The sequence below is a fragment of the Microbacterium sp. P5_B6 genome (assembly GCF_056400345.1).
The window spans coordinates 20,911-46,255 of the sequence record NZ_JBFULL010000013.1; the positions used below are offsets into that span (position 1 = coordinate 20,911).

Here is a 25,345-nt window from a genome sequence, read left to right on the forward strand (position 1 = left end):
GGCCCCGGGTCTCAGATGCGCCCGTCGTCGTCCATCAGCAGATCATCGCCGGATGCAGTCCGCGTCTGGCCGGGTCGTCCGGTGTAAAGGTCCGGGTCGTTCTCCTCCGCCGCGACCAGTGGGTCTGCCGCGCTCGATGTCACGACGATGTCATCCCCTGTCGTGTCATCGACCGGGGTGAGCGTCACGTCCGCGTCATCGAAGTCGACATCATCCTCGCGGCGCTTGCCGGCCGCGACTCCGGCCGCCGTGGCCGCTGCAGCAGCGAGGCCCGCGCCCGCGATGACTTTCGCCGACACCCCCGCCTTGCCGCTGTCGCCCCTCGAAGCCGCGGCATCCTCGATCCCGGGTTCCCCGACCGCGGTCCCGTCGCCGACCGACCCCCGCCACGCTCCAGTTGCATAGCCCTCGGACTCGATGAACTCCTTGAACCGGTCCAAGTCACCCTCCGCGCGGTTCTCGACCACGTGCAGCTTGTCACCCACCTTCTCGACGAGGCCTTCAGGCTCGTACTCGAGAGAAAGGTGAACCTGGGTCTGCCCACCTCCGACATCCTCGAAGGTCACCGACCCGGCGTTCGTGGCACCTTCGGTCGCTGCCCACGACACCTTCTTGTCGGGCACCTGCTCCACGATCGTGGCGTTCCACTGGCGGCGGACACCCGCGATCTCAACGACCCAGTTGAGGTTCCTGTCATCCAATTGAGTGACGGACTTGACCCCCTTCATGAAGTGGGGGAACTCTTCGAATTGCGTCCACTGGTTGTATGCAACGCTCAGCGGGACGTTGACGAGGATGCTCTTCTCAACCTTCGTGGTCATGGTGTCTCCTTCTGCTCCATGTGTCGCCTGCATGTGCGAACCTTGGAACACTAAGAAGCGCGTCTGGAATGGCGTACCCCCTTGCAATCGTCGGGGATATGCAGGAAGGTTCCGCCGCCGCCGACCTACCCCGCAGGCCGGGTGGGGCGGTACCGCATGGCAACCGCACCAGAGCGGAACTCGCGACGATCCACGAGCTCGAGCTGGATGCGCTCCCGCAGTCCGGCGAGCAGCGTCGGCCCGTGCCCGGCCAAGACCGGCTGCACCACGAACTCGTACTCGTCGATCAGTCCCAGATCTGCCAGCGCCAGGGGGAGCGTCACTCCGCCCAGCCACAGGCCCTCGCCAGGCTCCTGTTTGAGCAGCCGGATGGACTGCTCCAGGTCGCCGCGCACCAGCTCGGCGTTCCAATCCGCCTGACTCAGCGTGCTCGACACGACGAGCTTCTTCGCCCGGTCGATGGTCTCGGCGAAGGGGATCTCCCACTCCCGCATCCAGTCGGGCCAGGCGCCCGTGGTCGGCTTCCGCCACGCCGACTCCATCATCTCGTAGGTCACCCGGCCGTACAGCAGAGCATCGGCCCGTGCGATCTGGTCGGTCCAGTAGCGCATCGACTCCTCGTCCGGCGGGAGTCCTGCCTCGTGATGACAGCATCCGTCCAGCGTCACGTTGATCGAATAGCGAACCGGTCTCATCTCTGTGCTCTCCCTTGATGCGCGCGATGCGTCCATGCGTACGTCCGTGATGACGGTCGTCCGCGATTCTCCTCTCAATGGATTCGGGTGAGGATGCTGAAACTCGATCCCGCGATACCTCTCGTCGGAACWGGAACGGAGGCTCCATGACCCGCCTCGATGTCCCGTGGTGAAGGACCTGGCATCTTCGGGCCATCCACGATTGGCTGGTAGCCGGTCGAGGAGAGGAATCCGATGCTGACGCAGGTGGCGGAGGGCGTGCAGGTTCATCAGAGTGAGCTGCTCCAGAACAACACGGTCGTCGTGCAGGGCGAGTCCGGTGTGCTTCTCATCGACGCCGGACTCACAGGCTCGGAGATGACCTGCCTCGCGAATGACCTTCGCGAATCCGGTCAGCCGGTGGTGGCGGGATTCTCGACACATCCGCATTGGGACCACGTGCTGTGGCACGCCTCGCTCGGCGACCTACCCCGCTACGGCACAGCGCGCTGCGCGGCGGGGATGCGCGAACTGCGCTCGGACGGGAGGTGGAGGGCCCGGGTCGTGGAGGGGCTTCCACCGGAAATTGCCGACGACGTACCGCTGGAAGGCTTCGGCCTCATCACCGGTCTGCCGGCCGGAACGGCGGAGATCCCTTGGGACGGGCCGCGGGTCAAGATCATCGAGCAGCCGGCCCATTCGCCCGGTCATGCGGCGCTTCTGATTGAAGGATGCGGTGTCCTCGTCGCCGGCGACATGCTCTCTGACGTCTTCATCCCGATGCTCGACGACTTCGACGGCGCCAACGACCCGATTGGGGAATACCTCGTGGGACTGCGGATGCTGGAGGAGGCGGGGGACGTCGATGTCGTCATCCCGGGCCACGGTTCTGTCGGGAGAGCCGGCCAGGTGCGTGATCGGATCGAACGGGATCGCAGGTACATCGAGGCGCTGCGGGACGGGCGGGAGCCGGACGACCCTCGGATCGGTGCGTCGGCGGCCCCTGGGTGGGAATGGGTGACGGACATCCACGAAGGGCAAGTCCAGAAACTTCGCCGCAGAGCTGACCAGGCGCGACCCGGCACGAATGGAGGAGGCACACCTGATGTCTGAAACGCAGAGCGGCTGGACCCCCGACGAGCTCGAGCGAATCGGCCGCGCCGACGAACTCGAGATCTCTTCCCGTCGGCCGGATGGCACGGAGCGCCCGTTCGTCACCATCTGGGCGGTCCGGTTCGGCGACGAGCTGTACATCCGCTCCGCCCACGGCCCGGGCAACCCGTGGTTCCGACGCGCCCTGCGTGCCGGGACCGGGCGCGTCCGCGCCGGAGGCGTCAACCGTGCCGTCGCCTTCACCCGCATCGACCCGGCGGAGTCCGCCGTTCACGAAGCACTGGATGCGGCATACCACGCGAAGTACGACCGCTATCCGGCCCAGTACGTGAGCCCCGTCGTCGGACCGGCGTCGTACCAGGCCACCCTTCGCATCGACGCACGCTGACACCCTGACGCACCTCCCTCACGCGGAGGGGACGCAAGGCGCTAGGTTGAGCCGCAACCCGTTCGAGAGAGGGAAGCATGCCCAACTCCGTGCCTGCCGGCTGGTATCCCGTCCCCGGCGGAGGGAAGCGATTCTGGAACGGCAGGGAATGGACGTCCGACATCCTCGGCGCCCCCAGCCCGCAGGCGGAGTTCGCCGGCCTCTCCCCCACGCTCCCCGCGCCCGCTGCCATCGTGCCGGTGCCATCGCCGCAACCCGTCGCCTACTCGGCGCCGACCCACCCTGCCGGGTGGTATCCGGGCCCGTCTGGAATGGTGCAGTGGTGGGACGGGCGTGGCTGGGGTCCCTACGCCCCACAGCACGCACGTCCTGCGAAGGAAGTCGGCATCGCCTACGTGTTCCTCCTGCTGCTCGGCGGCTTCGGAGCGCATCGGTTCTACCTGGGCCGCCCAGGCTCGGCGATCGCACTGCTGCTGATCTGGTGGACAGGGTGGCTGCTCGCGTTCGCCGTCATCGGCATCCCGCTCATCATCGCCGGCGGCATCTGGCTGCTGGTCGACCTGTTCATCCTGCCGTCCATGGTGCGTGAGACGAACGCTCGGCGCCTCGCCCAGGTGTAGCGCGCCGCAGGCCACCGGCATCCCTCGTACCCGCGTGCTCTGATCAAGCGGGAAGTCGGATGCCCGCGTTCTCCAGCTCGATCGCGGCCAGTTTGCGCATCACCACCTCGTCACCTCGACGCCAGGCGCCCATGGCGTCGGGGTCCACCTTTGCGATGGTGGTGATCCTCTGATTGGTGAGGGCTCGAAGGGCGAGGAGATCCAGCCCGGCACCGGCGCGGAGAAGCGCCTTCGCGCGGCCGGCGCGACGTGCGAAGCGAAAACGAGTCAGCAGCCACACGACGACGATCATGAAGATCGGGAGGACCGCGATGCCGATGCCGAGCGTCAGTGCAAGCTGGTGAATGGCGTCCTGCTGACTCTGGCCCGCCTCCTCGAGGGCGTGTCCGGCTTCACCGGCTCCATCGAAGGGGACGCGGATGGCCGCACCGATCGCGAAGACATTGCCCAGCGCTTCACCGATCTCGGTCATGCGTTCGCTGAAATCCGCCCCCGCGACTTCCATGTGCTCGCCGAAAGCGGCCAGATCGTCAACCAGGCGATAGATCGTCGCACCGAACCACACCCACGCCACGATGAAAAGAACACAGGTGAGGTCGAAGAAGACCTGCCAGGCCCTGCGCGGCCCGAAGTCGGAATATAGCTTCACCGGCTCATGATTCCACGGCCGGGACGCCGCACGCGGCCGGCGGACGGGTCGTGAACCACCTCCTCTGACCGGCGGGTCTCCGTCATCGGCGAGGATGGAGGGGTGACCGCTGTTGTCCTGACCGGTGAGCTCGTCTGCGCCACCGATGACGAGGCGGCTGCCGTCGCCCGGCATCTTCCGCTCCACCTGTCGCTCACGCGCCGGGAGCAAGGATGCGAGTCCTTCGAAGTGACCCCGAGCGCCCAGCCACGCGTCTGGGTGGTGAGCGAGCGGTTCCGGGATGCCGCCTCGTTCCATGCGCATCAGGCCCGGGTCGCCGAGAGCGAGTGGGGCCGCGCTACGGCGGGAATCGAGCGTCGCTACGACATCCGAGGTCTCTGACGCGGCGGGATGCACCCGAGACCGATCTGAGCCGATCCACGCCACTCCGGGAGTGAGACGATTGGCGTGATGGACGAGCAGTTGGGGGATGAGCTGCGGTCGCTCCGACAACGGGCGTACGGGCCGAATGGCGACATCCAAGAAGATCCGATCGCACTGGAGCGACTGCGTGAGCTCGAGGCGCAAGCTGCGGCGCGCCCTTCCGTCGCGGCGGCACCGGGTCTGACTGCGGCCGCCGGCTCGGCACCGCCTGACCAGCGGTTCGCGGCAACGTACTCAGGCTCGGATGCGATGTCGGCCCACGACGGACGCGACATCGACGAGCGCAGCCTGAGCACTTTCCTGCCTGAGCAGCGGAACGAGCAGGGTGGGCACGTCGCGAGCCGTCCCGATGACGCGGGAGATACCGCCGAACCCGGCGGCTCCGACAATCCGGACGCCGCGCCAGCCGAGCCCGAGCAGGATGAACCGATGTCGATGCCCCAGCCCCGCCCGCGGCGTCGCGGCGCTCTCATCTGGGCGGGCGCCCTCACGGCGGCTCTCCTCGTCGGAGCGATCCTCTCGTATGTGGCGGTGGGCCTCACGCCGGGCAGCGTCGGCGTGCTCCAGGCCGACCCGGATGCCGCCTGGCCCGACGAATTCTCGCCCCGCGGAGCCGGTTCGGCGATCTTCGAGAAGTTCCACGGGCTGACGGTCGTGCTGGTCCCTCAGGACTGGAACGGCGGCGCTCCGTCACCGTGCCTGTTCATCCTGACCGACCCGACCAAGGGGCTCATCGGAGGAGCAGGGTGCGGCGCCGGCGACTTCGAACCGGTGACGGCGATCACGGTGACCGAGCAGATGCCGAAGTCCCTCCTCGAGGAGTTCCCGGTCGGCAGTTCACTGCAGTTCCAGCTTCGTGACGGCGAGGTGGTCGTCTTCGCCCACGGTCCGTGACCGCGAAGGCGGACGACCCGGGATGCCGGTGCTCGGGGGATGCGCCGGTCCCCCGCGCGCCTGTCAACCGCGCACCCGTATCCCCTCCCCAACGGACGACCCCGGCAGAATGGCCCTATGAGCTCGAGTGCGCTTCCCCTGACCGAGATGCCGTCCCCGCAGTACGTCATGTCGGCCGAAGGGCACCGGATCGCGACCTACACCTGGGGAGACGTCAACGCCGACACGGTCCTGTGCGTTCACGGCTTCGCATCCAGCACCCGTGACAACTGGGTCAACACGGGGTGGGTCCGCGACCTCACGCGCGCGGGCTTCCGGGTGCTCGCGGTCGATCAGCGCGGGCACGGTGCGAGCGACAAGCCGCACGATCCGCGCGACTATACGATGCCTGCGCTCGTGGGCGACCTCGTCGCCGTGCTCGACACCTACCTGCTCGACGAGGTGATGTACGCCGGATACTCGCTCGGGGGCCGCGTCGGATGGCAGCTGCTCGTCGACGTGCCGAACCGTGTCACGAGGGCTGTCCTCGGCGGCATCCCGGACGGTCGTCCGCTCGCACGGGTCGACATCGACCAGGCTCGCGCGTACGTGGAGCGCGGCATCCCGGTGCAGGACAAGGTCACCCAGAACTACGTCACCCTCGCCGAACGCGTGCCGGGCAACGACCTCGGCGTGCTCGTGGCGCTCGCCGAGGGGATGCGTCTGGGCGACGCCGACCCCGATCCGGCACGGCCCCCGCAGCAGCCGGTCCTGTTCGCGACGGGCAGCGAGGATGCGATTCTCGAGCGGTCCCGGATGCTGGCGGAGGCGACGCCGGGCGGGCGCTTCGTCGAGATTCCCGACCGGCACCACTTCAACACGCCCGGTTCTCGAGTGCTCCGGCAGGAGGCGCTCGCGTTCCTCGCCGAGTCGTGAGCGCCGGCCCCTCCCGCCGAGGCCCCGCAGCCGGCGTCAGAGCCCCGGCCGGGCTCCCGTATCCGGGCACCCCATCGACTCGGGCAACGCGGCGGCGTAGCGTGAATTCACGTAATACAAGGACCGCACCGCGCGGCCGCCCGTAGGCTGGCGATCGTGATGACCTGTCGCTGTTGCTGTCGCTGAATGCCCCCGGCATTCACTCCGACGACCAACGACAGCGTCCGCGCGTTCGATGCGCGGCCTCACCTCAAGGACACACCGTGCGATACGCGCAGAGCGTCGCCGATCTCGTCGGCAACACCCCTCTCGTCCGCCTGAACCGCGTCGCCGCCGGCATCGACGCGACAGTGCTGGCGAAGGTCGAGTACTTCAATCCCGGCGGCTCCTCGAAAGACCGCATCGCCGCCAACATCCTGGATGCGGCCGAGCGCGAGGGGCTTCTGAAACCGGGCGGGACCATCGTCGAGCCGACGAGCGGCAACACCGGCGTCGGGCTCGCGCTCGTCGCCCAGCAGCGCGGATACCGCTGCATCTTCGTCGTGCCCGACAAGGTCGCTGTCGACAAGCAGCGGGTCATGCGGGCGTACGGGGCCGACGTCGTCGTCACCCCGACCTCGGTCGAGCCCGACGACCCGCGCTCGTACTACAGCGTGTCAGACAGGCTCGTACGCGAGATCCCGGGCGCCTTCAAGCCCAACCAGTACGCGAACCAGAACGGCCCGCGCAGTCACTACGAGACGACAGGCCCCGAGATCTGGCGCGACACCGAGGGCCGCGTGACGCATTTCGTGGCGGGGGTCGGCACCGGCGGCACGATCACCGGAACAGGCCGCTTCCTCAAAGAAGCGTCGGCCGGAGAAGTGCGGATCGTGGCCGTCGACCCGGTCGGCTCTATCTATTCGGGCGGACCCGTGCACACGTACGACGTCGAAGGCGTCGGCGAGGACTTCTGGCCCGAGGCCTACGACCCCTCAGTCGTCGACGACATCCACCGTGTCAGCGACGCCGAGTCGTTCGCCATGACGAGGCGTCTCGCCCGGGAAGAGGGCCTGCTCGTCGGGGGCTCGAGCGGCATGGCGGTCGTCGGGGCGCTGCGCGCCGCGCGTGACCTCCCCGCCGATGCCGTCGTGGTGGTCCTCCTCCCCGACCACGGCCGGGGCTACCTCAGCAAGCTGTTCGACGACGAGTGGATGTCGGAGCACGGGTACTCGCCCGCTGCAGCCGCTCCGGAAGATGCGACCATGGCCGACAAGACTGCAAGGAGCACTGCGTGACCGAAGAGACGACCGCCCACCCCGCCCGCGGATTCGACAGCCTCGCCGTGCACGCCGGCCAGGCCTTCGATCCCACGACGGGTGCCGTCATTCCTCCTGTGCACTTCTCCACGACGTATGCGCAGGACGGCATAGGCGGGCTCCGCGGCGGCTACGAGTACGGACGCAGCGGCAATCCCACGCGCACGGCCCTCGAGCGCCAGCTCGCCGCGATCGAGGGCGGCCGTCACGCCTTCTCGTTCTCGTCGGGCCTCGCCGCCGAAGACGCCCTCCTCCGCGCAGCGCTCGTCCCCGGCGACGAGGTGCTCCTCGGCAGCGACGTCTACGGCGGCACCTACCGCCTGCTCACCCGGGTGCTCGGGCCGTGGGGCGTGGGCGTCCGCGTCGTCGACATGAGCGATCTGGATGCTGTCGCCGCCAGTCTCGCGGACCGCCCTGCCCGGATCGTCTGGGTCGAGACGCCGAGCAATCCGCTCCTCAAGATCACCGACATCGCGGGGCTCGCGCGGCTCGGCCACGAGAACGGGGCCCTCGTCGTCGTCGACAACACCTTCGCCTCGCCCGCCCTGCAGCAGCCCCTCGCGCTCGGAGCCGATGTCGTCGTGCACTCCGCGACCAAGTACCTCGGGGGTCATTCCGACGTGGTCGGCGGAGCCCTGGTGCTGAGCGACGACGAGCTCGCCGAGAAGGTCAAATTCCTGCAGTTCGCCGTCGGCGCGGTCTCGGGCCCGCTCGACGCGTGGCTCACCACGCGAGGCATCAAGACGCTGGGGATCCGGATGCAGCAGCACAGCCGGAACGCGGGTGCGGTGGCTGAATTCCTCTCGCGGCATGAACGAGTGGCGCGGGTGTTCTACCCCGGGCTTCCGGATCACCCGGGGCACGAGATCGCCGCCCGGCAGATGTCGGCGTTCGGCGGGATCGTCTCGCTCGCGCTCGCCGATGGTCCAGCTGCGCGCCGCTTCGTCGAGTCGACGCACCTGTTCCAGCTCGCCGAGTCGCTCGGCGGCGTCGAATCGCTCGTCAACTACCCGGACGCGATGACGCACGCGTCGGTGCGAGGCACCGAGCTGGCGGTTCCCGAGGAGGTGGTTCGCCTGTCGGTGGGCATCGAGTCGGCGGACGACCTCCTGCAGGACCTCGATTCGGCTCTCGGGGAACTCTGACCCAGGCGGAGGGGCTCGGAAGGGGCCCCGGCAGGCCCCTCGCGGGCACGACCTAGACTGGAGGCATCCCCTTCCGCTCCGTCCCGCCGAGGACAACCGTGTCGTCAACGCCTGCTCCGCGCACTTTCGAAGTGCGTCACGTGCAACTCGCGCGCGCCGTCTTCGCCGCGCTCGCGGCGATCATGATCACGTTCTCGCCCGACCACTCCGCCGCCGTCGGGATGGCGGTCTTCAGCGGCTGGGCGATCGCGAACGCCATCATCTTCTTCGTCGCGGTGTGGCTCGTGTATCCGGCGGGTGCACGCTGGCCGTCGGTGCTGCTCGGCATCGTCACGGCGATCGCCGGCATGCTGGGCGGCATCCCCTCGTGGCGCACGACCGCGCTGTTCTTCTCAGTCGTGATCGTGTGGGCCGTCCTCGCCGGGGTCATCGAGACGGCCGCCGGCATCCGTGGGCGACGCTCCGCGATCGAGGCGGACGACCCCCAGCGTCGGGGCGAAGCGCGCGATGCGCTGACCACCGGCATCCTGACCCTCGTCCTGGCTCTGAGCCTGCTCGTCGTGCCGACCCAGTACGCCCTCGAGTACTACATCCAGGACGCCGGCCAATCCTTCGTCCTCACGGGCATCACCATCGGGGTGGGGATCTTCGGCGGCTACGCGGCCATCGTCGCCGTCTACCTCGGCATCGCCGGCCTCTCGCCGCGCCGGGCGCCCGCCGACCTCACGAACACGTCGCCGGCTGCGGCATCCGATCAGGAGAAAGCGTCATGACCGACGACAAGCCCACCCGACGCGACCTCATGAAGCCCGTGCAGCTGCTCGGCCTCGCTTTCGGAGCGGCCGCATTCACGGGAATCGTGACGCTCGTGAGCATGGGCTTCTTCCAGGAGCGCACCGGTGAGGAGCTGCAGCACGTCGGCGTCATCGCGGCGATCGCGGCCGGCGTCGCCTTCATCGCGGTCCTGCTGATCGTTTCGCTGCTGCTGCTCGCGGTCGACCCTGCCCAGGTGCAGAAGCGCGTCGACAGTCCGGTGCTCCTGGACTCCGAGCCCGACGACGAGACACCGGATGCCGCGGCACCCGGTGACGGCATCCGCCCCTAGTCGCTCGGCTGCTCCGCCGAGAGCAGGTCGACGAGCTCCGCGGCGAGGCCGGTGTAGGTGGCCGGCGTGAACGCGAGCAGGCGGTCCTTCGCGGCGTCGCCGATGTCGAGACCCCGGACGAACTCCGCGAGCTCCGACGCGCCGACCCGGCGGCCCCGAGTGAGCTCCTTCAGGAGCGCGTACGGGTCGGTGATCTGCGAGCGGCCCTCGACGATCTCGGCGCGCACGACCGTCTGGATCGCCTCGCCGAGCACCTCCCAATTGCCGTCCAGGTCGGCCAGCAGCACATTCTCGGCGAGGGAGATCTCGCGAAGACCGCGCTGCAGGTTGTCGAGCGCGAGCAGCGAGTGACCGAGGGCGACGCCGATGTTGCGCTGCGTCGTGGAGTCGGTGAGGTCGCGCTGCAGGCGTGAGGTGACGAGCGTCTGCGAGAGCGTCCCGAGCAGCCCGCTCGAGATCTCGAGGTTCGCCTCGGCGTTCTCGAAGCGGATGGGATTGATCTTGTGCGGCATCGTCGAGGACCCCGTCGCGCCCTCCACCGGGATCTGCGAGAAGTAGCCGAGCGAGATGTAGGTCCAGGCATCCGTCGCCAGGTTGTGCAGGATGCCGTTCGCGTGCCGGATCCGGTCGTACAGCTCGACCTGCCAGTCGTGCGACTCGATCTGTGTGGTCAGCGGGTTGAAGCCGAGGTCGAGCGACTCGATGAATTCGCGCGACACCGCGGGCCAGTCCGCATCGGGCTCGGCGGCGAGATGGGCCGACCACGTGCCGGTGGCACCGGAGAACTTCGCAAGGAAATCGGATGCCTCGACCTGCGCCGCGATGCGCTCGAGGCGCCACGCGAAGACGGCGAGCTCCTTCCCCATCGTCGTGGGGGTCGCCGGCTGCCCGTGCGTCCGCGACAGCATCGCGGCATCCCGATGCGCCACCGACTGGGCGCTCAGCGCCGCGATGACCGCGCGGAGCTTCGGAAGCCAGACCTCCTCGACCGAGCGCTTCACCGTGAGTGYGTAGGCCGCCGAGTTGATGTCCTCGCTCGTGCAGGCGAAGTGGGTGAGCTCGGCGATGCCGTCGAGCCCGAGCTGCGAGAGCCGGTCGCGCACCAGGTACTCGATGGCTTTGACGTCGTGCCGGGTGATCGCCTCGCGCTCGGCGAGCCAGGCGATCTCGTCCGGTCCGAAGTCGAGGAAGAGCACCCGCAGGCGATCCTTGTCGGTCTCGCTGAGGGGCTGCGTGCCGAACAGCGATCGATCGGTCAGGGCGATGAGCCACTCCACCTCGACCTCCACGCGGGCGCGGTTGAGGCCCGCCTCCGAGAGGTAGTCGCCGAGGGCCTCGACGGCGGGGCGATACCGGCCGTCGAGGGGGCTGAGTGGCTGGATGCCGAGGGCCGAAGAGGTGGTCACGGGACTCCCGTCGCAACACGTCGCGTGCCGCCCTGCGCCGTCAGCCGGCGGGGCGGATCGCGGGTTCTAGCTGCCGGAAGAGCGCCCGGCTCGCGCTCTCGATCATACCGAGCACCTCGTCGAACATTCCCGGGCCCGCGTAGTACGGGTCGGGCACGTCGAGGGTGTGGGCGTTCGGGTCGAACGACATGAGGAGGGCGATCTTGTCGGCGTCCGCCTCGGTGCGCGCCCAGCCCCGGAGGATCCGCTCGTGGCTGCGGTCGAGAGCCACGACGAGGTCGTTGTGGGCGAAATCACCGTGCGTGAACTGCCGGGCGCGGTGCAGGTCTCCGTCGTAGCCGCGACGGGTGAGCGCCTCGATCGTGCGGAGATCCGCCTTCTCGCCGACATGCCAATCCCCCGTGCCCGCGCTCGTCGAGCCGACCCGGTCGCGCAGGCCCGAGGTCGCCGCGAACTCGCGGAACACGATCTCGGCCATGGGTGAACGGCAGATGTTGCCGGTGCAGACGAAGACGACGCGGAAGGGCTCCACGGCGCTGGCAGTCATGAGGACCATTCTTGCCCGTGGGATGCCGCAAGCGAAGCGCCGGGGGCGTCTATATCGTTCACACCCCGGCCACGACAAGGTCTGTTGCGGCTCACAGACTCCGCATAGCCTGGCCCGACGTGCCCGCCCCGCGGGCCAACCGGGAGGTACCGTGCGCCGTTCTGTCCGTCTGCCCGTCTTCGCCAGCGTGGGAGCCGTGGTCATCGCGTCGCTCGCGGCGGCATCCCCGGCTGCGGCAGCGGCCGCACCCGTCATCAACGAGTTCTCCGCCAGCACGGCGGGCACCGACGTCGAGTACATCGAGCTGCTGGCGGCCCCGGGCGCCGTTCTGTCCGGGTATCGCGTGCTGCAGATCGAGGGCGACGCGCCGACGCTCGGTGTCGTCGACAGCGTCCTGACACCAGGAGCGACGGACGATTCGGGGCGCGCGCTTCTCTCGCTGCCGGCGAACGCGCTGGAGAACGGCACCATCAGCCTCCTTCTCGTGACGGGGACGATTCCCGCCCTCGGAGCAGACATCGACGCGAACAACGACGGTGTCATCGACGCCGCCGGCCTCACGGTTCTCGATGCCGTCGCGATCAACGACGGAGGGGCAGGCGACCTGACCTACGGCGGTGTGACCCTCGGCGTCGCCTTTGACGGACTGGCGTTCGCACCGGGTGGTGCGTCCCGCATCCCGGACGGCACCGATACCGACACCACCGCGGACTGGGTCCGCAACGACTTCGACCTCGCCGGCATCCCGGGCAGCGCCGGCTCGCCCGCCTTCAAAGAGGCCTTCAACACGCCCGGCGCGACCAACAGCGCGGTGCCGAAGCCGGACGCGCCCGTCGGCGATGCGGACTGCACCTCGTCGGTCGTATCCATCGGCTCGGTGCAAGGAGCGGGCGCCGCTTCACCGCTGGCCGGGTCGGTCGTCCGCATCGAAGGCACCGTCGTCGCCGACTTCCAGACCACAGACCTCGACGGCTTCTACCTGCAGGACGCCGGGGACGGCAGCGCCGCCACATCGGACGGCATCTTCGTCTTCCAGCAGGACGGCGACAACGCCCCGGGCAACGGAGACGGCATCATCGACGTCTCGGTGGGCGACGTCGTCAACGTCGCGGGCGCAGTGAGCGAGTTCCAGGGCCTCACCGAGGTCACGGCCGCCGACACCGAGGTCTGCGACACGGGCACCGCCGGCCCGTCGCCTATGCCTCTGACGCTTCCGCTCGAGGACCCGGCCCGTGAAGCGGTCGAGGGGATGCTCGTCACCTTCGCGCAGCCGCTGAAGATCGCCGAGTACTTCGAGTTCGGCCGCTTCAACACGATCACCGTCGCGCCCGAGCGGCTCTTCCAGCCGACCGCGGTCGTCGAGCCGGGCTCGCCGGAGCAGCAAGCACTCGCGGCATCCAATGTCGCCGCGCAGCTCATCATCGACGACGCGCGCGGGCGCCAGAACCCCGATCCGCTCATCCACCCGAACGGACAGCCGTACTCGCTGGACAACCTCTTCCGCGGCGGCGACGTCCTCACCGGCGTCACGGGAGTGCTCGATCAGCGGGTGCGGACAGGTGACAGCCCACAGGTCTCCTCGTACGGCATCCAGCCCACCGTCGCTCCCGGCTACCAGGTCGTGAACCCGCGACCCGCGGTGCCCGAGGTGGGCGGCGACCTGAAGGTGTCGAGCTTCAACGTCCTGAACTACTTCACGACACTGGACTCCCGCGGCGCGAACTCCGCGTACGAGCTCGAGCGTCAGCAGGCGAAGATCGTCGCGGCGCTCGCAGCGATCGACGCGGACGTGTTCGGGCTGATGGAGATCGAGAACAACGGGGGCGCCGAGGTGCCGGCGGTGGCGACGCTCGCCGCGGCGCTGAACGCGCACCTCGGAGCAGACGTCTACTCGTACGTCGACACGGGTGAGGCGATCGGCACCGACGTCATCGCCACCGCCTTCCTGTACAAGACGGCGACGGTCTCGCCGCTCGGCGACCCGGCATGGAAGATCGACGACCCGAGGTGGGCGGCGAATCGCAACCGGCCCCCGCTGACCCAGACGTTCCAGGCGGCCGCGGGCGGGGAGCCGGTGACGATCAGCGTCAATCACCTCAAGTCGAAGGGATCCGGATGTGGCACAGCGGACCCCGACCTCGGCGACGGGCAGGGCGAGTGCAGCCTCACGCGGGAGAACGCCGCGGCCGCGCTGGTCGACTGGCTGGCGAAGGATCCCACCGGTCAGGGCACGGGCGACCGCACCCTCGTCATCGGCGACCTCAACTCGTACGACAAGGAGGACTCGATCGACGTCTTCACCGCAGCCGGCTACACCGACATGCTCCTGGCGTATCAGGGCGAGTACGCCTACTCGTACGTCTTCGACGGCCAGCTCGGCTACCTCGATCACGCACTCGCCGGGCCCGGCCTCGTCGCCGACGTGACGGGCGCATCGACGTGGGCGATCAACGCCGACGAGGCGCAGGTGCTCGACTACAACGTCGAGTTCAAGCCGGCATCACAGGTGACCGGCCTCTACGCGCCCGACCCGTTCCGCTCGAGCGATCACGACCCCGTCCTCGTCGGGATCGACCTCGACACCACGCCGCCGACGCTCTCGGTGACCGCGTCTCCGGAGGTCGTGTTCCCGCCCAACGGCAAGGAGCGCACCGTGACGGTCACGGTGGTCGCCGCGGATGACAGTGGCGAGGTCGCCGTCGAACTCGTCTCCGCCCAGGCATCCGGATCGAAGAAGGCAGCGGTGACCACGGTCGACGACACGACCTTCCGGGTGGTCGCGGCCAGCAAGTCGGTCTACGAGTTCACCTACCGGGCGACGGATGCCGCGGGCAACAGCACGACCGAGACGGTCCGGGTCGTCGTGGGTGCCGGGGCCGGCGGCTGACCCTTCGCTCCTCCCCATCCACTGCGAGCGGCGCGTTCTCCCGAGGTCTCGGGCGGACGCGCCGCTTCGCGGTTGGTGCCCGCCATTCTCGACGGATGGACATGCGATGGACAGGGCAGGAGATGGCCGGCGGGCTTCTCCCCGAGGCCCGGCATGCGCTCGGCGGGGTGGGCGGGGAGGTCGATCGACTGGCCGAGGAGACAGCCTGGGAGTGCCGCGCCGCGCGAGAGTTCCGCTCGGAACTTGCCGCCCTGCGCGCGCAGCTCGACAGCGTGGCGCGGACGGCCCGTGCCCTCGAGGACGAGCTGCGCGGCCTGTGGCAGCAGCTCGTGGTGGGGTCCGGCTGATGGGCGACCTCGAGATCCGCAGCGGCGGAGTCGTGGCCGTCGACACCGCGTCACTGGGCGCGGCATCCGATCGGCTCCACAGCCTCGGGAATGACCTCGACGGCGTCGCCGCGCTCTTCGGCCGGGCATCGCACCAGGTCGCCGCGATGCCGGGTTCCGACACCGTCTACGCGGAGTCGCGCGCGCTCTTCCTCGCCTCCCGGTGCTCAGCGCTCGCCGACGCCGCTCGCTCGCTGGGCGCCCGGCTTCGCGGCCTCGCCGCGGTCTACGAGGCGGTAGAGGTGCGCGCTCAGCGCGAGGCGGCGCAAGCGGCCGGTGATCTCGAAGCGGTCCAGCGCCTCGACCGGCAGCTCGTCCGGATGGAGCGCGCGCATCCTGGGGTCGGGTCGGGAGCAGCATGGGGCGAGTGGTCCCGGGGTGCCTGGTGGGCGGGAGATCTCGTTCTTCAGGCGGGCATGCTCGGGGTGGGCCTGGGTGCCCTCACCCTGGGCGGAACGACTGCCCTGCCGTCCGCGACGGCGGGCCTGGCGGGCACGATCCGCGAGCGGGAACTCGGACTCGTCCCCAGGGAGGCGCGCCTCAGCGGGATTGCGGATGCTGTGCACCTCCGCGAGCTCCCCGTGCCCGCGGCGCCGACCACGGCTCCGCCGTCGCTGGCCGTGGCTGCGGCCCGCATCCCTTCGACGGAGGCAGGCCGCATACGCGTCGAGCGCTACACGATGCCCGACGGCTCGCGGCAGTTCGCGGTCTACATCCGCGGCACGACGTCGAGCGGCTACGGCGAGCGCGACGCCTTCGACACCAAGTCGAACCTCGAGCTGTACCGGGGACAGCGGTCGGCCTCGTACGCGGCGACGCTCGCTGCTCTGAGTCAGGCCGGCGCGAAGCCCGGGGACGTCGTCCACGCGATCGGGCACTCGCAGGGGGGCATGATCGCGTCTCGGCTCGCCGTCGAGAGCGGCTACGACGTGAAGACCCTCGTGACCCTCGGCTCGCCCGTCGAGGCCGACGTCGGCGACGAGACGCTGAGCGTGGCGGTCCGCCACACGGATGACCCGGTCGCCGCGCTCCAGGGCGGGGGCTACGACACCGCGGTGGGTGCTCCGGGGAGCTTCGTCGCCGAGCGACTGGCCGATCCGCTGCCGAGCGGGGGCGATCTCACCCTCGGCGCCCACCACATCGAGACATACGAGGAGACGGCGGCCATGCTCGACGCGTCGGCCGACCCGCGCATGGATCAGGTGCGCGAGCGGTTCGCCGAACTCGACGCTGCAGTGGCTGTCGAGGTGACCGAGTACGGAGCGACCCGCGTCAGTCCGTCCGCTTCGGGCGGAGGATGATGCCGGCGGCCCAGTTGATGATCGAGATGATGATGGCCGCCACCACGCCCCACCAGAAGTCCTCCACGCGCAGGCCCCAGCTCCAGAAGCTGGTGAACCAGGCCGTCAGCCACAGCAGGAACGCGTTGATGATCAGGCCGATGAGGCCGAGCGTGAGGATGTAGAGCGGGAACGCGAGGATCTTGATGACCGTGCCGATGAACGTGTTCACGAGGGCGAAGATCGCGGCGACGATGAGGAGCGTCAGCACGTACTGCAGCGTGTCGCCAGGGGGGAAGGCGATGACGCTGACCTGCAGCGCGGGAACCAGGGTCACGACCCAGATGGCGAAGGCGTTGATGACGACGCGAATGAGGAAGCCCATAGTGCGGACAGTCTCGCACGGGCCGAGGGGGCCCCGCAGAAGCCGCGCTCGTAGACTCGGTGAGTGACCGACGCCACCGATATCCCCGTCCGCGTGCGCCCCGAGGTCGCGTCCCTGCCGCCGTACCGGCAGGGGCGCCAGGCCGGCGCCGACGCGTACAAGCTGTCGAGCAACGAGAACCCGTTCGATCCTCTGCCCGGCGTGCTCGCGAAGGTCAATGCGGCGACGGCGCTCAATCGGTATCCCGATGCCTCCGCCGCCCTGCTCCGCGCGCGTCTCGCCGAGCGCTTCGGGGTCTCGGACGACTCCGTCCACATCGGCGCGGGCAGCGTGTCGATCCTCGCCCAGCTGGTGCAGGCCACATCGGGCCCCGGCGACCAGGTCATCTACGCCTGGCGGTCCTTCGAGGCGTACCCCTGGCTCGCCGTGGTCGCAGGGGCGACCGCTGTGCAGGTGCCCCTCGCCGCGGGGGCTCGGCACGACCTCGACGCGATGGCCGCGGCCATCACCGACCGCACGCGCGCGGTCATCGTGTGCACGCCGAACAACCCGACCGGTCCGATAGTGACTCAGACCGAGTTCGACGCCTTCGTGGAGAAGGTGCCGTCGGATGTGCTGGTCATCCTCGACGAGGCCTACGCGGAGTTCGTGACCGACCCCGCCGCCGTCAACGGACTGCGCGCTCCGGGCGGACACCCGCGACCGAACGTCGTGGTCCTGCGCACCTTCTCGAAGGCCTTCGGCCTGGCAGGGCTCCGCGTCGGGTACGCCGTCGGCCATCCCCGCGTGCTCGACGCCGCACGATCGACGGCGATCCCGCTCTCCGTGACCGCTCAGGCGGAGGTCGCCGCACTCGCCAGCCTGGATGCCGAGCCCGAGCTGATCGAACGGGTGCGGGTCATCGCCGAGCGCCGCGACGCGCTCGTGGCGGGGCTGCGCGCGAGCGGCTGGAGGATTCCCGACGCGCAGGGCAACTTCGTGTGGCTGCCGGTCGGCGACGAGACGCTCGAGGTCGCGGAGCGCTTCGTCGAGGCGGGACTCGTGGTGCGACCGTTCGCGGGTGACGGCATCCGTATATCCGTCGGCGAGCATGAGTCTGTGGATAAAGTCCTAGGGATCGCGGCATCCGTTGTATCGGCCCTCCCCGAAGGGCATCCCGGACGAGTGGATAGCGTAGAAAAGTGACCCCGACCGAAGCTTCGGTTCCTCCCCGCGTCTCCACCACGGCTGAATCAGCCTTGGTGCGAGTCCTCGCGGCGGACGGGACGCTCGCACCGACTGCGGCCGCCGAGCCGTACCTCGACATCATCGACGCGCTGAGCGAAGCGGAGCTCGAAGGCTTCTACCGCGACATGTTCGTCATCCGCGCCTTCGACCAGCAGGCGACGAACCTGCAGCGCCAGGGCCAGCTGGCCCTGTGGCCTCCGAGCCTCGGCCAGGAAGCGGCGCAGGTCGGGTCGGCGCGCGCAGCCCGCCCACAGGACCACATCTTCCCGTCCTATCGCGAGCACGTCGTCGCGCGAATCCGCGGCGTCGATCCGCTCGACATCATCCGCGTCATGCGGGGCCTGACGCACGGCGGCTGGGACCCCACCGACCCGAGCAACGGCAACACCCATCCGTACACCCTCGTGCTCGGATCGCAGACCCTGCACGCGACGGGCGTCGGCATGGGACTCGTGTTCGACGGCCGCTGCGGCACCGGCGACCCCGAGCGCGACGAAGCCGTGATCGTCTACTACGGCGACGGCGCGTCCAGCCAGGGCGACGTCCACGAGGCGATGGTGTTCGCCGCGAGCTATCGCACCCCGCAGGTCTTCTTCCTGCAGAACAACCAGTGGGCCATCTCGGTGCCGGTCGCCACGCAGTCGCGCACACCGCTGTACAAGCGCGGTGAGGGCTATGGGATGCCGAGCATTCCGGTCGACGGCAACGACGTGCTCGCGAGCTACGCCGTCACGCGCCGCGCCCTCGAAGACGCGCGGAGCGGTGCCGGCCCGCGTGCGATCGAGGCGCTGACCTATCGCCTGGGCGCTCACACCACGAGCGACGACCCGACGAAGTACCGCACGTCGGACGAAGAGCAGTCCTGGATCCGCCGGGACCCGCTCGAGCGCATGCGCGCGTACCTGCGGTCGCGCGGCGCGTCGGACTCGTTCTTCGCCGATGTCGAGGCCGAGGCGCAGGACGTCGCCGAAGACACCCGGGTGCGGACGACTCAACTCGGCACGCTCACCAACGAGTCGATGTTCCAGCACGTGTACTCCGAGCCGCATCCCCTCATCGACGAGCAGCGCGCGTGGCTCGCCGAGTACGAGGCATCCTTCGAGGAGGGCGCATCGTGACCGATGCACAGACGGCATCCCTGACAGCGGTGAACGTCACCGGGCCCTCGCGCGCCGCCGGCGCGACCGCGACCGCCGAACCGGCCACCCAGACCATGCCCTTCAGCCGGGCCCTCAATGCGGGACTCCGCCGTGCGCTCGCGGAGAACGACCGCGTTCTGCTGATGGGCGAGGACATCGGACGCCTGGGCGGGGTGTTCCGGGTCACCGAGGGCCTGCAGGCGGAGTTCGGCGATCGTCGGGTGCTCGACACTCCGCTCGCCGAGTCGGGCATCGTCGGCACCGCGATCGGGCTGGCAATGGTCGGCTTCCGCTCGGTCATCGAGATCCAGTTCGACGGCTTCGTCTTCCCGGCATTCGACCAGATCACGTCGCAGCTGGCGAAGATCACCAACCGCCACGAGGGCGCTCTGTCGATGCCCATCGTCATCCGGATCCCCTACGGCGGGCACATCGGCGCCGTCGAGCATCACCAGGAGAGCCCCGAGGCGTACTTCGCGCACACGCCTGGTCTGCGGGTCGTGAGCCCCTCGACGCCCAACGACGCGTACTGGATGATCCAGGATGCGATCGCCTCGAACGACCCGGTGATCTTCCTCGAGCCGAAGGCGAAGTACTGGATGAAGGGCGAGGTCGACACGTCGGCTCGCGCCCTCCCGCTCCACGCGTCGCGGATCGTGCGCCGCGGCACCGACGTGACGCTGGTGGGCCACGGCGCCATGGTCACGACGCTCCTGCAGGCCGCGGCGCTCGCCGAGTCCGAGGGCACGAGCTGCGAGGTCGTCGATCTGCGGTCGCTGTCGCCCGTCGATTACGGCCCCATCCTCGACTCGGTGCGCCGAACCGGCCGCATGGTCTACGCGCAGGAGGCCCCCGGGTTCGTGAGCGTCGGCTCCGAAGTGGCGGCCACCGTCATGGAGCGGGCGTTCTACGCCCTCGAAGCCCCCGTGATTCGCGTGTCGGGCTTCGACACCCCGTTCCCTCCGGCCAAGCTCGAGGGAAAGTACCTCCCCGACGCCGACCGCATCCTCGAGGCCGTGGACCGCGCCCTCGCGTACTGACCCAGGAGCAACCGGATGAGCACTCAGACCTTCCTCCTCCCCGACGTCGGCGAGGGTCTCACCGAGGCCGAGATCGTGTCGTGGCGTGTCGCGCCCGGCGACGACGTGGCCGTGAACGACGTCCTCGTCGAGATCGAGACCGCCAAGTCGCTCGTCGAGCTCCCGTCGCCGTTCGCGGGCACCGTGGGTGACCTGCTGGCCGCCGAGGGCGACACCGTCAACGTCGGCACGCCCATCATCACGATCGCCGCCCCGATCGCGGGAGCGGATGCCGGGGCGCCGGCCGTCGTCGGCCAGAGCGAGCATGGGGCACCGGTCGAGCCGGAAGGCGGAGCCGTGCTCGTCGGCTACGGCACAGGCGGCCAGGTGCAGTCCCGTCGGAAGAAGCCCCCGGTCACCGCCCAGCAGCGGGTCGAGGCATCCGTCGGAGTGGTCGCGAAGCCCCCGATCCGCAAGCTCGCACGGGATCTGGGTGTCGACCTCGCGGATGTCACCCCCAGCGGTGCGGCCGGCGAGGTCACGCGCGAAGACGTCGTGCGGCACGCATCCCAGGCGAGCGTCTTCCGCAACATCGAGACGCCTGAGTGGCCGGCGGTCCGCGAGGAGACGATCCCCGTGGCGGCCCCCGCTGCCGCACCCGCCCCTGCCCTGACCAGTCCGCGCCCGGTCGAGCCGGCCGGCGAGCGCGAGGAGTCGATCCCTGTGCGGGGCGTTCGCAAGGCCGTCGCCTCGGGCATGGTGCAGTCGGCGTACACCGCGCCCCACGTCTCGGTCTGGACCGACGTCGACGCCACGCGCACGATGGAGCTCGTCCGCCGGCTGAAGACCTCATCGGACTTCGCCGACACCAAAGTGTCACCGCTGCTGATCATGGCGCGCGCCGTGATCTGGGCCGTCCGCCGCACGCCTATGGTCAACGCCGCATGGGTCGACACCGACCACGGCGCCGAGATCCGCGTGCGCCACTACGTCAACCTCGGCATCGCCGCGGCGACCCCGCGCGGACTGCTCGTGCCGAACATCAAGGACGCGCAGGACCTCTCGCTCCGCGAGCTGGCCCGAGCCCTCGAGAAGCTGACGTTCACCGCGCGCGAAGGCAAGTCGACGGTCGCCGATCAGCACGGCGGGACGATCACGATCACCAACATCGGGGTGTTCGGGATGGATGCGGGCACCCCCATCATCAACCCCGGTGAGGCGGGGATCGTGGCTCTCGGCACGATCCGCCAGAAGCCCTGGGTCGTCGACGGCGAGGTGCGCCCCCGCTATGTCACGACGGTCGCTGGCTCGTTCGACCACCGCGTGATCGACGGTGACGGGATGTCGCGCTTCATCGCCGACGTCGCGTCGATCCTCGAAGAGCCGGCACTGCTGCTCGACTGACGCTGAGCCTCCATCCGACCGACGAGAGCGCGGGTGGCGCCCACGTTCTCGTCGGTCCAGTGGAGGCTCACGGTCCCGGGCCCAGTGGCCATGGCCCCGGGGCTGCGGCCACGGCCCCGGGGCCGGGGCCGCTCTCGCTCCCGGCGAGGCGCCCGTGCGTCAGCTGCGCGGCAGGAGCGAACCCGGAGCCAGCGAACGCGGGCGACGTGTGATCAGCAGAAGGATGATCGCGAGCACGCCGCCCAGGGTGCCCGCGATGATGTCGGTCATCGAATCGCTCAGCCCGTGCTGCGACGCCGTGCCCAGGATGATGTCGCTGCCGAACTCGCAGATCTCCCACGCCGCGGCGAACGCCATGGGCGTGAGCAGCACGACGGTCAGCGAGAACCAGCGAGGCAGCGGGGCTCCGGTCTGCTCCTCGGCGTGACGGGCGATGAACAGCCCCAGCCAGGCCAGCATCACGCCCGAGTAGAAGTGCACGAGGACGTCCCAGAGCGGGAAGTACCAGTAGACGTGCAGAGCGCTGCCCGCGAATGACCCGGCGGCGATGAACGCCAGATAGCTCACCTGCAGCGGCCACGGCATCCGGGTGCGGAAGACGAGCTCGACGAACAGCGGCACCCAGTAGACGGGGATCAGCAGGAACGTCAGCGGCAGCTCGACCTCTGCCCCGAGCGCCGCGAGCACCAGAGCAAGGGCGACCGTCACGACCTGGAAGGGCAGCGCGATCAGCGCCGAGGTGCGCAGCCGCGCGACGATCGGGGGGACGGATGCTGTGCTCTTGGTGCTGCTCGTCATACGTCCGCTCCCCCGCGCCCGGGCGGTGCGCATCGCCGAAAGACTAGCCGCCTCGATCGGCGCGCGTTGCACGTTGCGAGCTGAGTTGAGAACGATTATCAGTAACGGTAGAGTCGGAGCATGCGCTCCCGCCGACTCTCCGCCCTCGCGGTGACCGCCGCCTCCGCCGTCCTGCTGAGCGGGTGCGCCGGAGCGCAGGCCCAGAGCACCGCAGACGACGGTCGCATCGACGTGGTGACGTCCACGAACGTCTACGGACAGCTCGTGCAGGAGATCGCCGGCGACACAGTCGATGTGACGTCGATCATCACCTCGAACGCGCAGGACCCGCACTCATTCGAGGCGAGCGCCCAGGACCAGCTGGCCGTGGCGGGTGCCGATCTCGTCATCGAGAACGGCGGCGGCTACGACCCGTTCATCGATGGTCTGATCGAGTCCTCGGGGAGCGACGCCGAAGTGATCACGGCGGTCGAGTTCTCGTCCGAGTGGTCCGGCACGGCCGCTCACGGCGGCGAGAGCTCAGGCGAGCACGCGCACGACCACGTCGACGGGTTCAACGAGCACGTCTGGTACGACCCCGCCACCATGGCCGACCTCGTCGTCGCCATCGCGTCGGAGCTCAGCATCCTGAGTCCCGGCGACGCGGATGCCTTCACCGCGGCAGCCGACGATGTCGCCGGGAAGATCACCGCACTCGAGACATCGCTCGGCGACATCGAGTCCGCCCACGCGGGCGACGACGTGTTCGTCACGGAGCCCATCCCGTATTACCTGATCACGGGCGCGGGCCTGGACGATGTCACCCCCGCCGCGTTCAGCGAAGCGGTCGAGGAGGGCCTGGACGTCGCGCCCGCCACCCTGCTCGAGTCGATCAAGCTGCTCGAGGGTGGCGACGTGCGGATCGTGTTCGTCAACGCGCAGACCGGGGGCCCCGAGACGACCCAGGTCATCGACAAGGCGTCGGCGAACAGCATCCCGATCGTGGAATTCACCGAGACGCTCCCCGAGGGCCAGACTTACCTCTCGTGGATGCAGGAGAACATCGCGTCGATTCAGGACGCGCTCGAGGAATGACGGACGCGCTGCTGCGGATCGAAGGCGCATCCCTGCGCCGAGGCGACCGCGAACTGTGGGCGGATCTCGACCTCGCGGTCGAGCCGGGGGAGTTCATCGCGGTCCTCGGCCCGAGCGGATCGGGCAAGACGACGCTGCTGCGCGCGATCCTGGGCCTCGAGCCGCTGACGTCGGGAACCATCACCGCGCTCGGCACGCCTGTGCTGACCAAGGGCAACCGCCGGATCGGCTACGTGCCCCAGTCGCGGCCGCTGCCGCGCGACACGTCGCTGCGCGGGCGCGACCTCGTCTCGCTCGGCGTCGACGGGCACAAGTGGGGCATCCCCTTCCCGCGGCGGTCCGATCGCGAACGCGTGGACGCGCTGGTCCGCTCCGTCGGCGCGGAGGGATTCGCGGACCGGCCGGTGGGACTGCTCTCGGGCGGCGAACAGCAGCGTCTCCGGATCGGGCAGGCGCTCGCCGACGATCCGCGCCTCCTCCTGTGCGACGAGCCCCTCACGAGCCTCGACCTGGCGAACCAGCAGGCGGTCGTCTCGCTGATCGACCGGCACCGTCGGACGACCGATGCCGCGGTGCTGTTCGTGACGCACGACACCAATCCCGTCCTCCGCAGCGTCGATCGCATCCTCTACCTCGCCGGCGGGCGCTTCATGCTCGGCAAGCCCGAGGAGGTGCTCGACTCGCAGGTGCTGACCGACCTCTACGGCGCGCCCGTGTACGTGCTGCGTGCGGGCGGGCGACTCGTGGTGGTCGGCGCTCCCGACGCCGAGGAGCCGCATCACCACCACGACGACGACGACCTCGAAGCGGGAGCGCACGCATGACGTGGAACGAGGTGTGGGAGGCGATGTTCGGCGGCCTGCCCGTCTACGGGGAGATCCTCGCTCTGGTGTCGAACTCCGTGTGGGCCGGTGCCGTGCTCGGGCTCGTCGGCGGACTGATCGGCGTGTTCATCATGCAGCGCGACATGGCGTTCGCCGTGCACGGCATCAGCGAGCTGTCGTTCGCCGGGGCGGCGGCCGCCCTCCTGTTCGGGTTCGACGTGGTGACGGGATCCCTCGTCGGCTCGGTCATCGCCGCCCTGCTCATCGGGTGGCTCGGTGCCCGCGCCCGCGACCGCAACTCGATCATCGGCGTACTGATGCCCTTCGGGCTCGGGCTCGGCATCCTGTTCCTGTCGCTCTATCAGGGCCGCTCGGCCAGCCAGTTCAGTCTGCTCACCGGGCAGATCGTCTCGGTGCAGAACGATCAGCTCGGCCTGCTGATCGCGATGAGCGCCATCGCCCTCATCGCCCTCGTGCTCATGTGGCGCCCGCTGCGCTTCGACTCCCTCGATCCGGTCTCGGCAGCGGCGCGGGGAGTGCCGACGACGGCCGTCTCGCTCGGCTTCCTGCTCGTCCTCGGGCTGATCGTCGCCGTCAGCGTGCACATCATCGGCGCTCTGCTCGTCATGGCGCTCCTCGTCACCCCCGCCGCCGCCGCCGTGCGCGTCGCCTCGGGACCCGTGTCGGTGCCGGTGCTGTCGGCGGTGTTCGGGTTCACGGCGGCCGTGGGCGGCATCCTGCTCGCGATCGCCGGCACGCTTCCGGTGAGCCCCTACATCACGACGTTCTCGTTCGCGATCTATGTCGTCTGCCGCCTCATCGGCGCGCGCCGTGGGCGCGTCGAGAAGGCGCGGCTGTCGGCATCCGCCCGGTCCCTCGACGCGGCCTCCACTCAGGCGGCTCCCGTGGGCCCCGCGTAGAATC

The 25,345-nt window shown here is 69.4% G+C and carries 27 protein-coding genes; 20 read left to right on the top strand and 7 right to left on the bottom strand.

Going from position 1 to position 25,345, the window contains the following annotated elements:
• Window positions 1–11: 11 nt before the first annotated feature.
• Entirely contained in the window at window positions 12–821 is an 810-nt protein-coding gene (locus AC1DP3_RS15105) for an SRPBCC family protein (protein WP_477294670.1), read from the bottom strand.
• A gap of 125 nt (window positions 822–946) precedes the next feature.
• On the bottom strand, window positions 947–1,516 hold the full coding sequence (locus AC1DP3_RS15110; RefSeq protein ID WP_477294672.1) for a dihydrofolate reductase family protein: 570 nt from the start codon (window positions 1,514–1,516) through the stop codon (window positions 947–949).
• Window positions 1,517–1,750: 234 nt separating this feature from the next.
• Between AC1DP3_RS15110 and AC1DP3_RS15115 the strand changes: the two genes are divergently transcribed.
• From AC1DP3_RS15115 to AC1DP3_RS15125, 3 genes are all read left to right on the top strand, one after another.
• A complete protein-coding gene (locus AC1DP3_RS15115) occupies window positions 1,751–2,608 on the top strand; it encodes an MBL fold metallo-hydrolase (RefSeq protein ID WP_477294674.1) in 858 nt (285 codons plus the stop codon).
• Window positions 2,601–2,996 carry a DUF2255 family protein gene (locus AC1DP3_RS15120; protein ID WP_477294676.1) on the top strand — a complete coding sequence of 132 codons (396 nt, stop codon included), beginning with the start codon at window positions 2,601–2,603 and terminating at the stop codon, window positions 2,994–2,996. The genes AC1DP3_RS15115 and AC1DP3_RS15120 overlap by 8 nt, the downstream gene beginning before the upstream one ends.
• A 77-nt stretch (window positions 2,997–3,073) precedes the next feature.
• Window positions 3,074–3,616, top strand: a complete 543-nt coding sequence (locus AC1DP3_RS15125) for a TM2 domain-containing protein (protein ID WP_477294677.1) — start codon at window positions 3,074–3,076, stop codon at window positions 3,614–3,616.
• 43 nt (window positions 3,617–3,659) lie between these two features.
• Here AC1DP3_RS15125 and AC1DP3_RS15130 read toward each other — a convergent pair whose 3' ends face one another.
• Window positions 3,660–4,190 carry a hypothetical protein gene (locus AC1DP3_RS15130; RefSeq protein WP_477294679.1) on the bottom strand — a complete coding sequence of 177 codons (531 nt, stop codon included), beginning with the start codon at window positions 4,188–4,190 and terminating at the stop codon, window positions 3,660–3,662.
• Window positions 4,191–4,367: 177 nt separating this feature from the next.
• Between AC1DP3_RS15130 and AC1DP3_RS15135 the strand changes: the two genes are divergently transcribed.
• From AC1DP3_RS15135 to AC1DP3_RS15165, 7 genes are all read left to right on the top strand, one after another.
• Window positions 4,368–4,646, top strand: coding sequence for a putative quinol monooxygenase (locus tag AC1DP3_RS15135; RefSeq protein WP_477294681.1), 279 nt, complete (start codon window positions 4,368–4,370; stop codon window positions 4,644–4,646).
• Between the two features lie 69 nt (window positions 4,647–4,715).
• Window positions 4,716–5,582: a hypothetical protein gene (locus AC1DP3_RS15140; protein WP_477294683.1), complete on the top strand. Its 867-nt coding sequence runs from the start codon at window positions 4,716–4,718 to the stop codon at window positions 5,580–5,582.
• A gap of 117 nt (window positions 5,583–5,699) precedes the next feature.
• Window positions 5,700–6,497 carry an alpha/beta fold hydrolase gene (locus tag AC1DP3_RS15145; RefSeq protein WP_477294684.1) on the top strand — a complete coding sequence of 266 codons (798 nt, stop codon included), beginning with the start codon at window positions 5,700–5,702 and terminating at the stop codon, window positions 6,495–6,497.
• A 263-nt stretch (window positions 6,498–6,760) separates the two neighbouring features.
• Window positions 6,761–7,774 (top strand): pyridoxal-phosphate dependent enzyme, encoded by a 1,014-nt coding sequence (locus AC1DP3_RS15150; protein WP_477294686.1) that lies wholly within the window; start codon window positions 6,761–6,763, stop codon window positions 7,772–7,774.
• Window positions 7,771–8,940, top strand: coding sequence for a cystathionine gamma-synthase (locus tag AC1DP3_RS15155; protein WP_477294688.1), 1,170 nt, complete (start codon window positions 7,771–7,773; stop codon window positions 8,938–8,940). The genes AC1DP3_RS15150 and AC1DP3_RS15155 overlap by 4 nt, the downstream gene beginning before the upstream one ends.
• Window positions 8,941–9,080: 140 nt before the next feature.
• Window positions 9,081–9,713 (top strand): acyl-CoA synthetase, encoded by a 633-nt coding sequence (locus AC1DP3_RS15160; RefSeq protein ID WP_477294689.1) that lies wholly within the window; start codon window positions 9,081–9,083, stop codon window positions 9,711–9,713.
• Window positions 9,710–10,045: an amino acid transporter gene (locus AC1DP3_RS15165; RefSeq protein ID WP_477294691.1), complete on the top strand. Its 336-nt coding sequence runs from the start codon at window positions 9,710–9,712 to the stop codon at window positions 10,043–10,045. Before AC1DP3_RS15160 ends, AC1DP3_RS15165 begins: the two co-directional genes overlap by 4 nt.
• Here the strand turns inward: AC1DP3_RS15165 and purB are convergent.
• Window positions 10,042–11,451: an adenylosuccinate lyase gene (purB, locus tag AC1DP3_RS15170; protein WP_477294692.1), complete on the bottom strand. Its 1,410-nt coding sequence runs from the start codon at window positions 11,449–11,451 to the stop codon at window positions 10,042–10,044. The genes AC1DP3_RS15165 and purB overlap by 4 nt on opposite strands.
• Before the next feature lie 40 nt (window positions 11,452–11,491).
• Entirely contained in the window at window positions 11,492–11,998 is a 507-nt protein-coding gene (locus AC1DP3_RS15175; protein ID WP_477294694.1) for a low molecular weight protein-tyrosine-phosphatase, read from the bottom strand.
• A gap of 151 nt (window positions 11,999–12,149) precedes the next feature.
• On the opposite strand from AC1DP3_RS15175, the gene AC1DP3_RS15180 reads away from it, so the two are divergent.
• The 3 genes from AC1DP3_RS15180 (at window position 12,150) to AC1DP3_RS15190 (ending at window position 16,572) form a co-directional block, all read left to right on the top strand.
• A complete protein-coding gene (locus tag AC1DP3_RS15180; RefSeq protein WP_477294695.1) occupies window positions 12,150–14,885 on the top strand; it encodes an ExeM/NucH family extracellular endonuclease in 2,736 nt (911 codons plus the stop codon).
• Between the two features lie 95 nt (window positions 14,886–14,980).
• Window positions 14,981–15,232, top strand: a complete 252-nt coding sequence (locus AC1DP3_RS15185) for a hypothetical protein (RefSeq protein ID WP_477294697.1) — start codon at window positions 14,981–14,983, stop codon at window positions 15,230–15,232.
• Window positions 15,232–16,572 carry an alpha/beta fold hydrolase gene (locus AC1DP3_RS15190; protein WP_477294699.1) on the top strand — a complete coding sequence of 447 codons (1,341 nt, stop codon included), beginning with the start codon at window positions 15,232–15,234 and terminating at the stop codon, window positions 16,570–16,572. The genes AC1DP3_RS15185 and AC1DP3_RS15190 overlap by 1 nt, the downstream gene beginning before the upstream one ends.
• Here the strand turns inward: AC1DP3_RS15190 and AC1DP3_RS15195 are convergent.
• Window positions 16,544–16,936 carry a phage holin family protein gene (locus AC1DP3_RS15195; RefSeq protein ID WP_477294701.1) on the bottom strand — a complete coding sequence of 131 codons (393 nt, stop codon included), beginning with the start codon at window positions 16,934–16,936 and terminating at the stop codon, window positions 16,544–16,546. The two genes, AC1DP3_RS15190 and AC1DP3_RS15195, sit on opposite strands and share 29 nt — an antisense overlap.
• Before the next feature lie 63 nt (window positions 16,937–16,999).
• Here AC1DP3_RS15195 and AC1DP3_RS15200 point away from each other — a divergent pair, with 63 nt between their 5' ends.
• The 4 genes from AC1DP3_RS15200 (at window position 17,000) to AC1DP3_RS15215 (ending at window position 21,725) form a co-directional block, all read left to right on the top strand.
• On the top strand, window positions 17,000–18,121 hold the full coding sequence (locus tag AC1DP3_RS15200) for a histidinol-phosphate transaminase (RefSeq protein ID WP_477294703.1): 1,122 nt from the start codon (window positions 17,000–17,002) through the stop codon (window positions 18,119–18,121).
• On the top strand, window positions 18,118–19,281 hold the full coding sequence (locus tag AC1DP3_RS15205; RefSeq protein ID WP_477294705.1) for a thiamine pyrophosphate-dependent dehydrogenase E1 component subunit alpha: 1,164 nt from the start codon (window positions 18,118–18,120) through the stop codon (window positions 19,279–19,281). Before AC1DP3_RS15200 ends, AC1DP3_RS15205 begins: the two co-directional genes overlap by 4 nt.
• 95 nt (window positions 19,282–19,376) lie before the next feature.
• Entirely contained in the window at window positions 19,377–20,342 is a 966-nt protein-coding gene (locus AC1DP3_RS15210) for an alpha-ketoacid dehydrogenase subunit beta (RefSeq protein ID WP_477294766.1), read from the top strand.
• 15 nt (window positions 20,343–20,357) lie between these two features.
• On the top strand, window positions 20,358–21,725 hold the full coding sequence (locus AC1DP3_RS15215; protein ID WP_477294707.1) for a dihydrolipoamide acetyltransferase family protein: 1,368 nt from the start codon (window positions 20,358–20,360) through the stop codon (window positions 21,723–21,725).
• Between the two features lie 159 nt (window positions 21,726–21,884).
• Here AC1DP3_RS15215 and AC1DP3_RS15220 read toward each other — a convergent pair whose 3' ends face one another.
• Complete coding sequence (locus AC1DP3_RS15220) at window positions 21,885–22,523, bottom strand: DUF2238 domain-containing protein (protein ID WP_477294709.1); 639 nt, start codon at window positions 22,521–22,523, stop codon at window positions 21,885–21,887.
• Between the two features lie 120 nt (window positions 22,524–22,643).
• Here AC1DP3_RS15220 and AC1DP3_RS15225 point away from each other — a divergent pair, with 120 nt between their 5' ends.
• Genes AC1DP3_RS15225 through AC1DP3_RS15235 form a run of 3 tightly spaced genes read left to right on the top strand, consistent with a single transcriptional unit; the run spans window position 22,644 to window position 25,341 of the window.
• Window positions 22,644–23,597, top strand: coding sequence for a metal ABC transporter solute-binding protein, Zn/Mn family (locus AC1DP3_RS15225; protein WP_477294711.1), 954 nt, complete (start codon window positions 22,644–22,646; stop codon window positions 23,595–23,597).
• Entirely contained in the window at window positions 23,594–24,421 is an 828-nt protein-coding gene (locus AC1DP3_RS15230; RefSeq protein ID WP_477294713.1) for a metal ABC transporter ATP-binding protein, read from the top strand. Before AC1DP3_RS15225 ends, AC1DP3_RS15230 begins: the two co-directional genes overlap by 4 nt.
• Window positions 24,418–25,341 (top strand): metal ABC transporter permease, encoded by a 924-nt coding sequence (locus AC1DP3_RS15235; RefSeq protein ID WP_477294715.1) that lies wholly within the window; start codon window positions 24,418–24,420, stop codon window positions 25,339–25,341. Before AC1DP3_RS15230 ends, AC1DP3_RS15235 begins: the two co-directional genes overlap by 4 nt.
• Window positions 25,342–25,345: the final 4 nt, after the last annotated feature.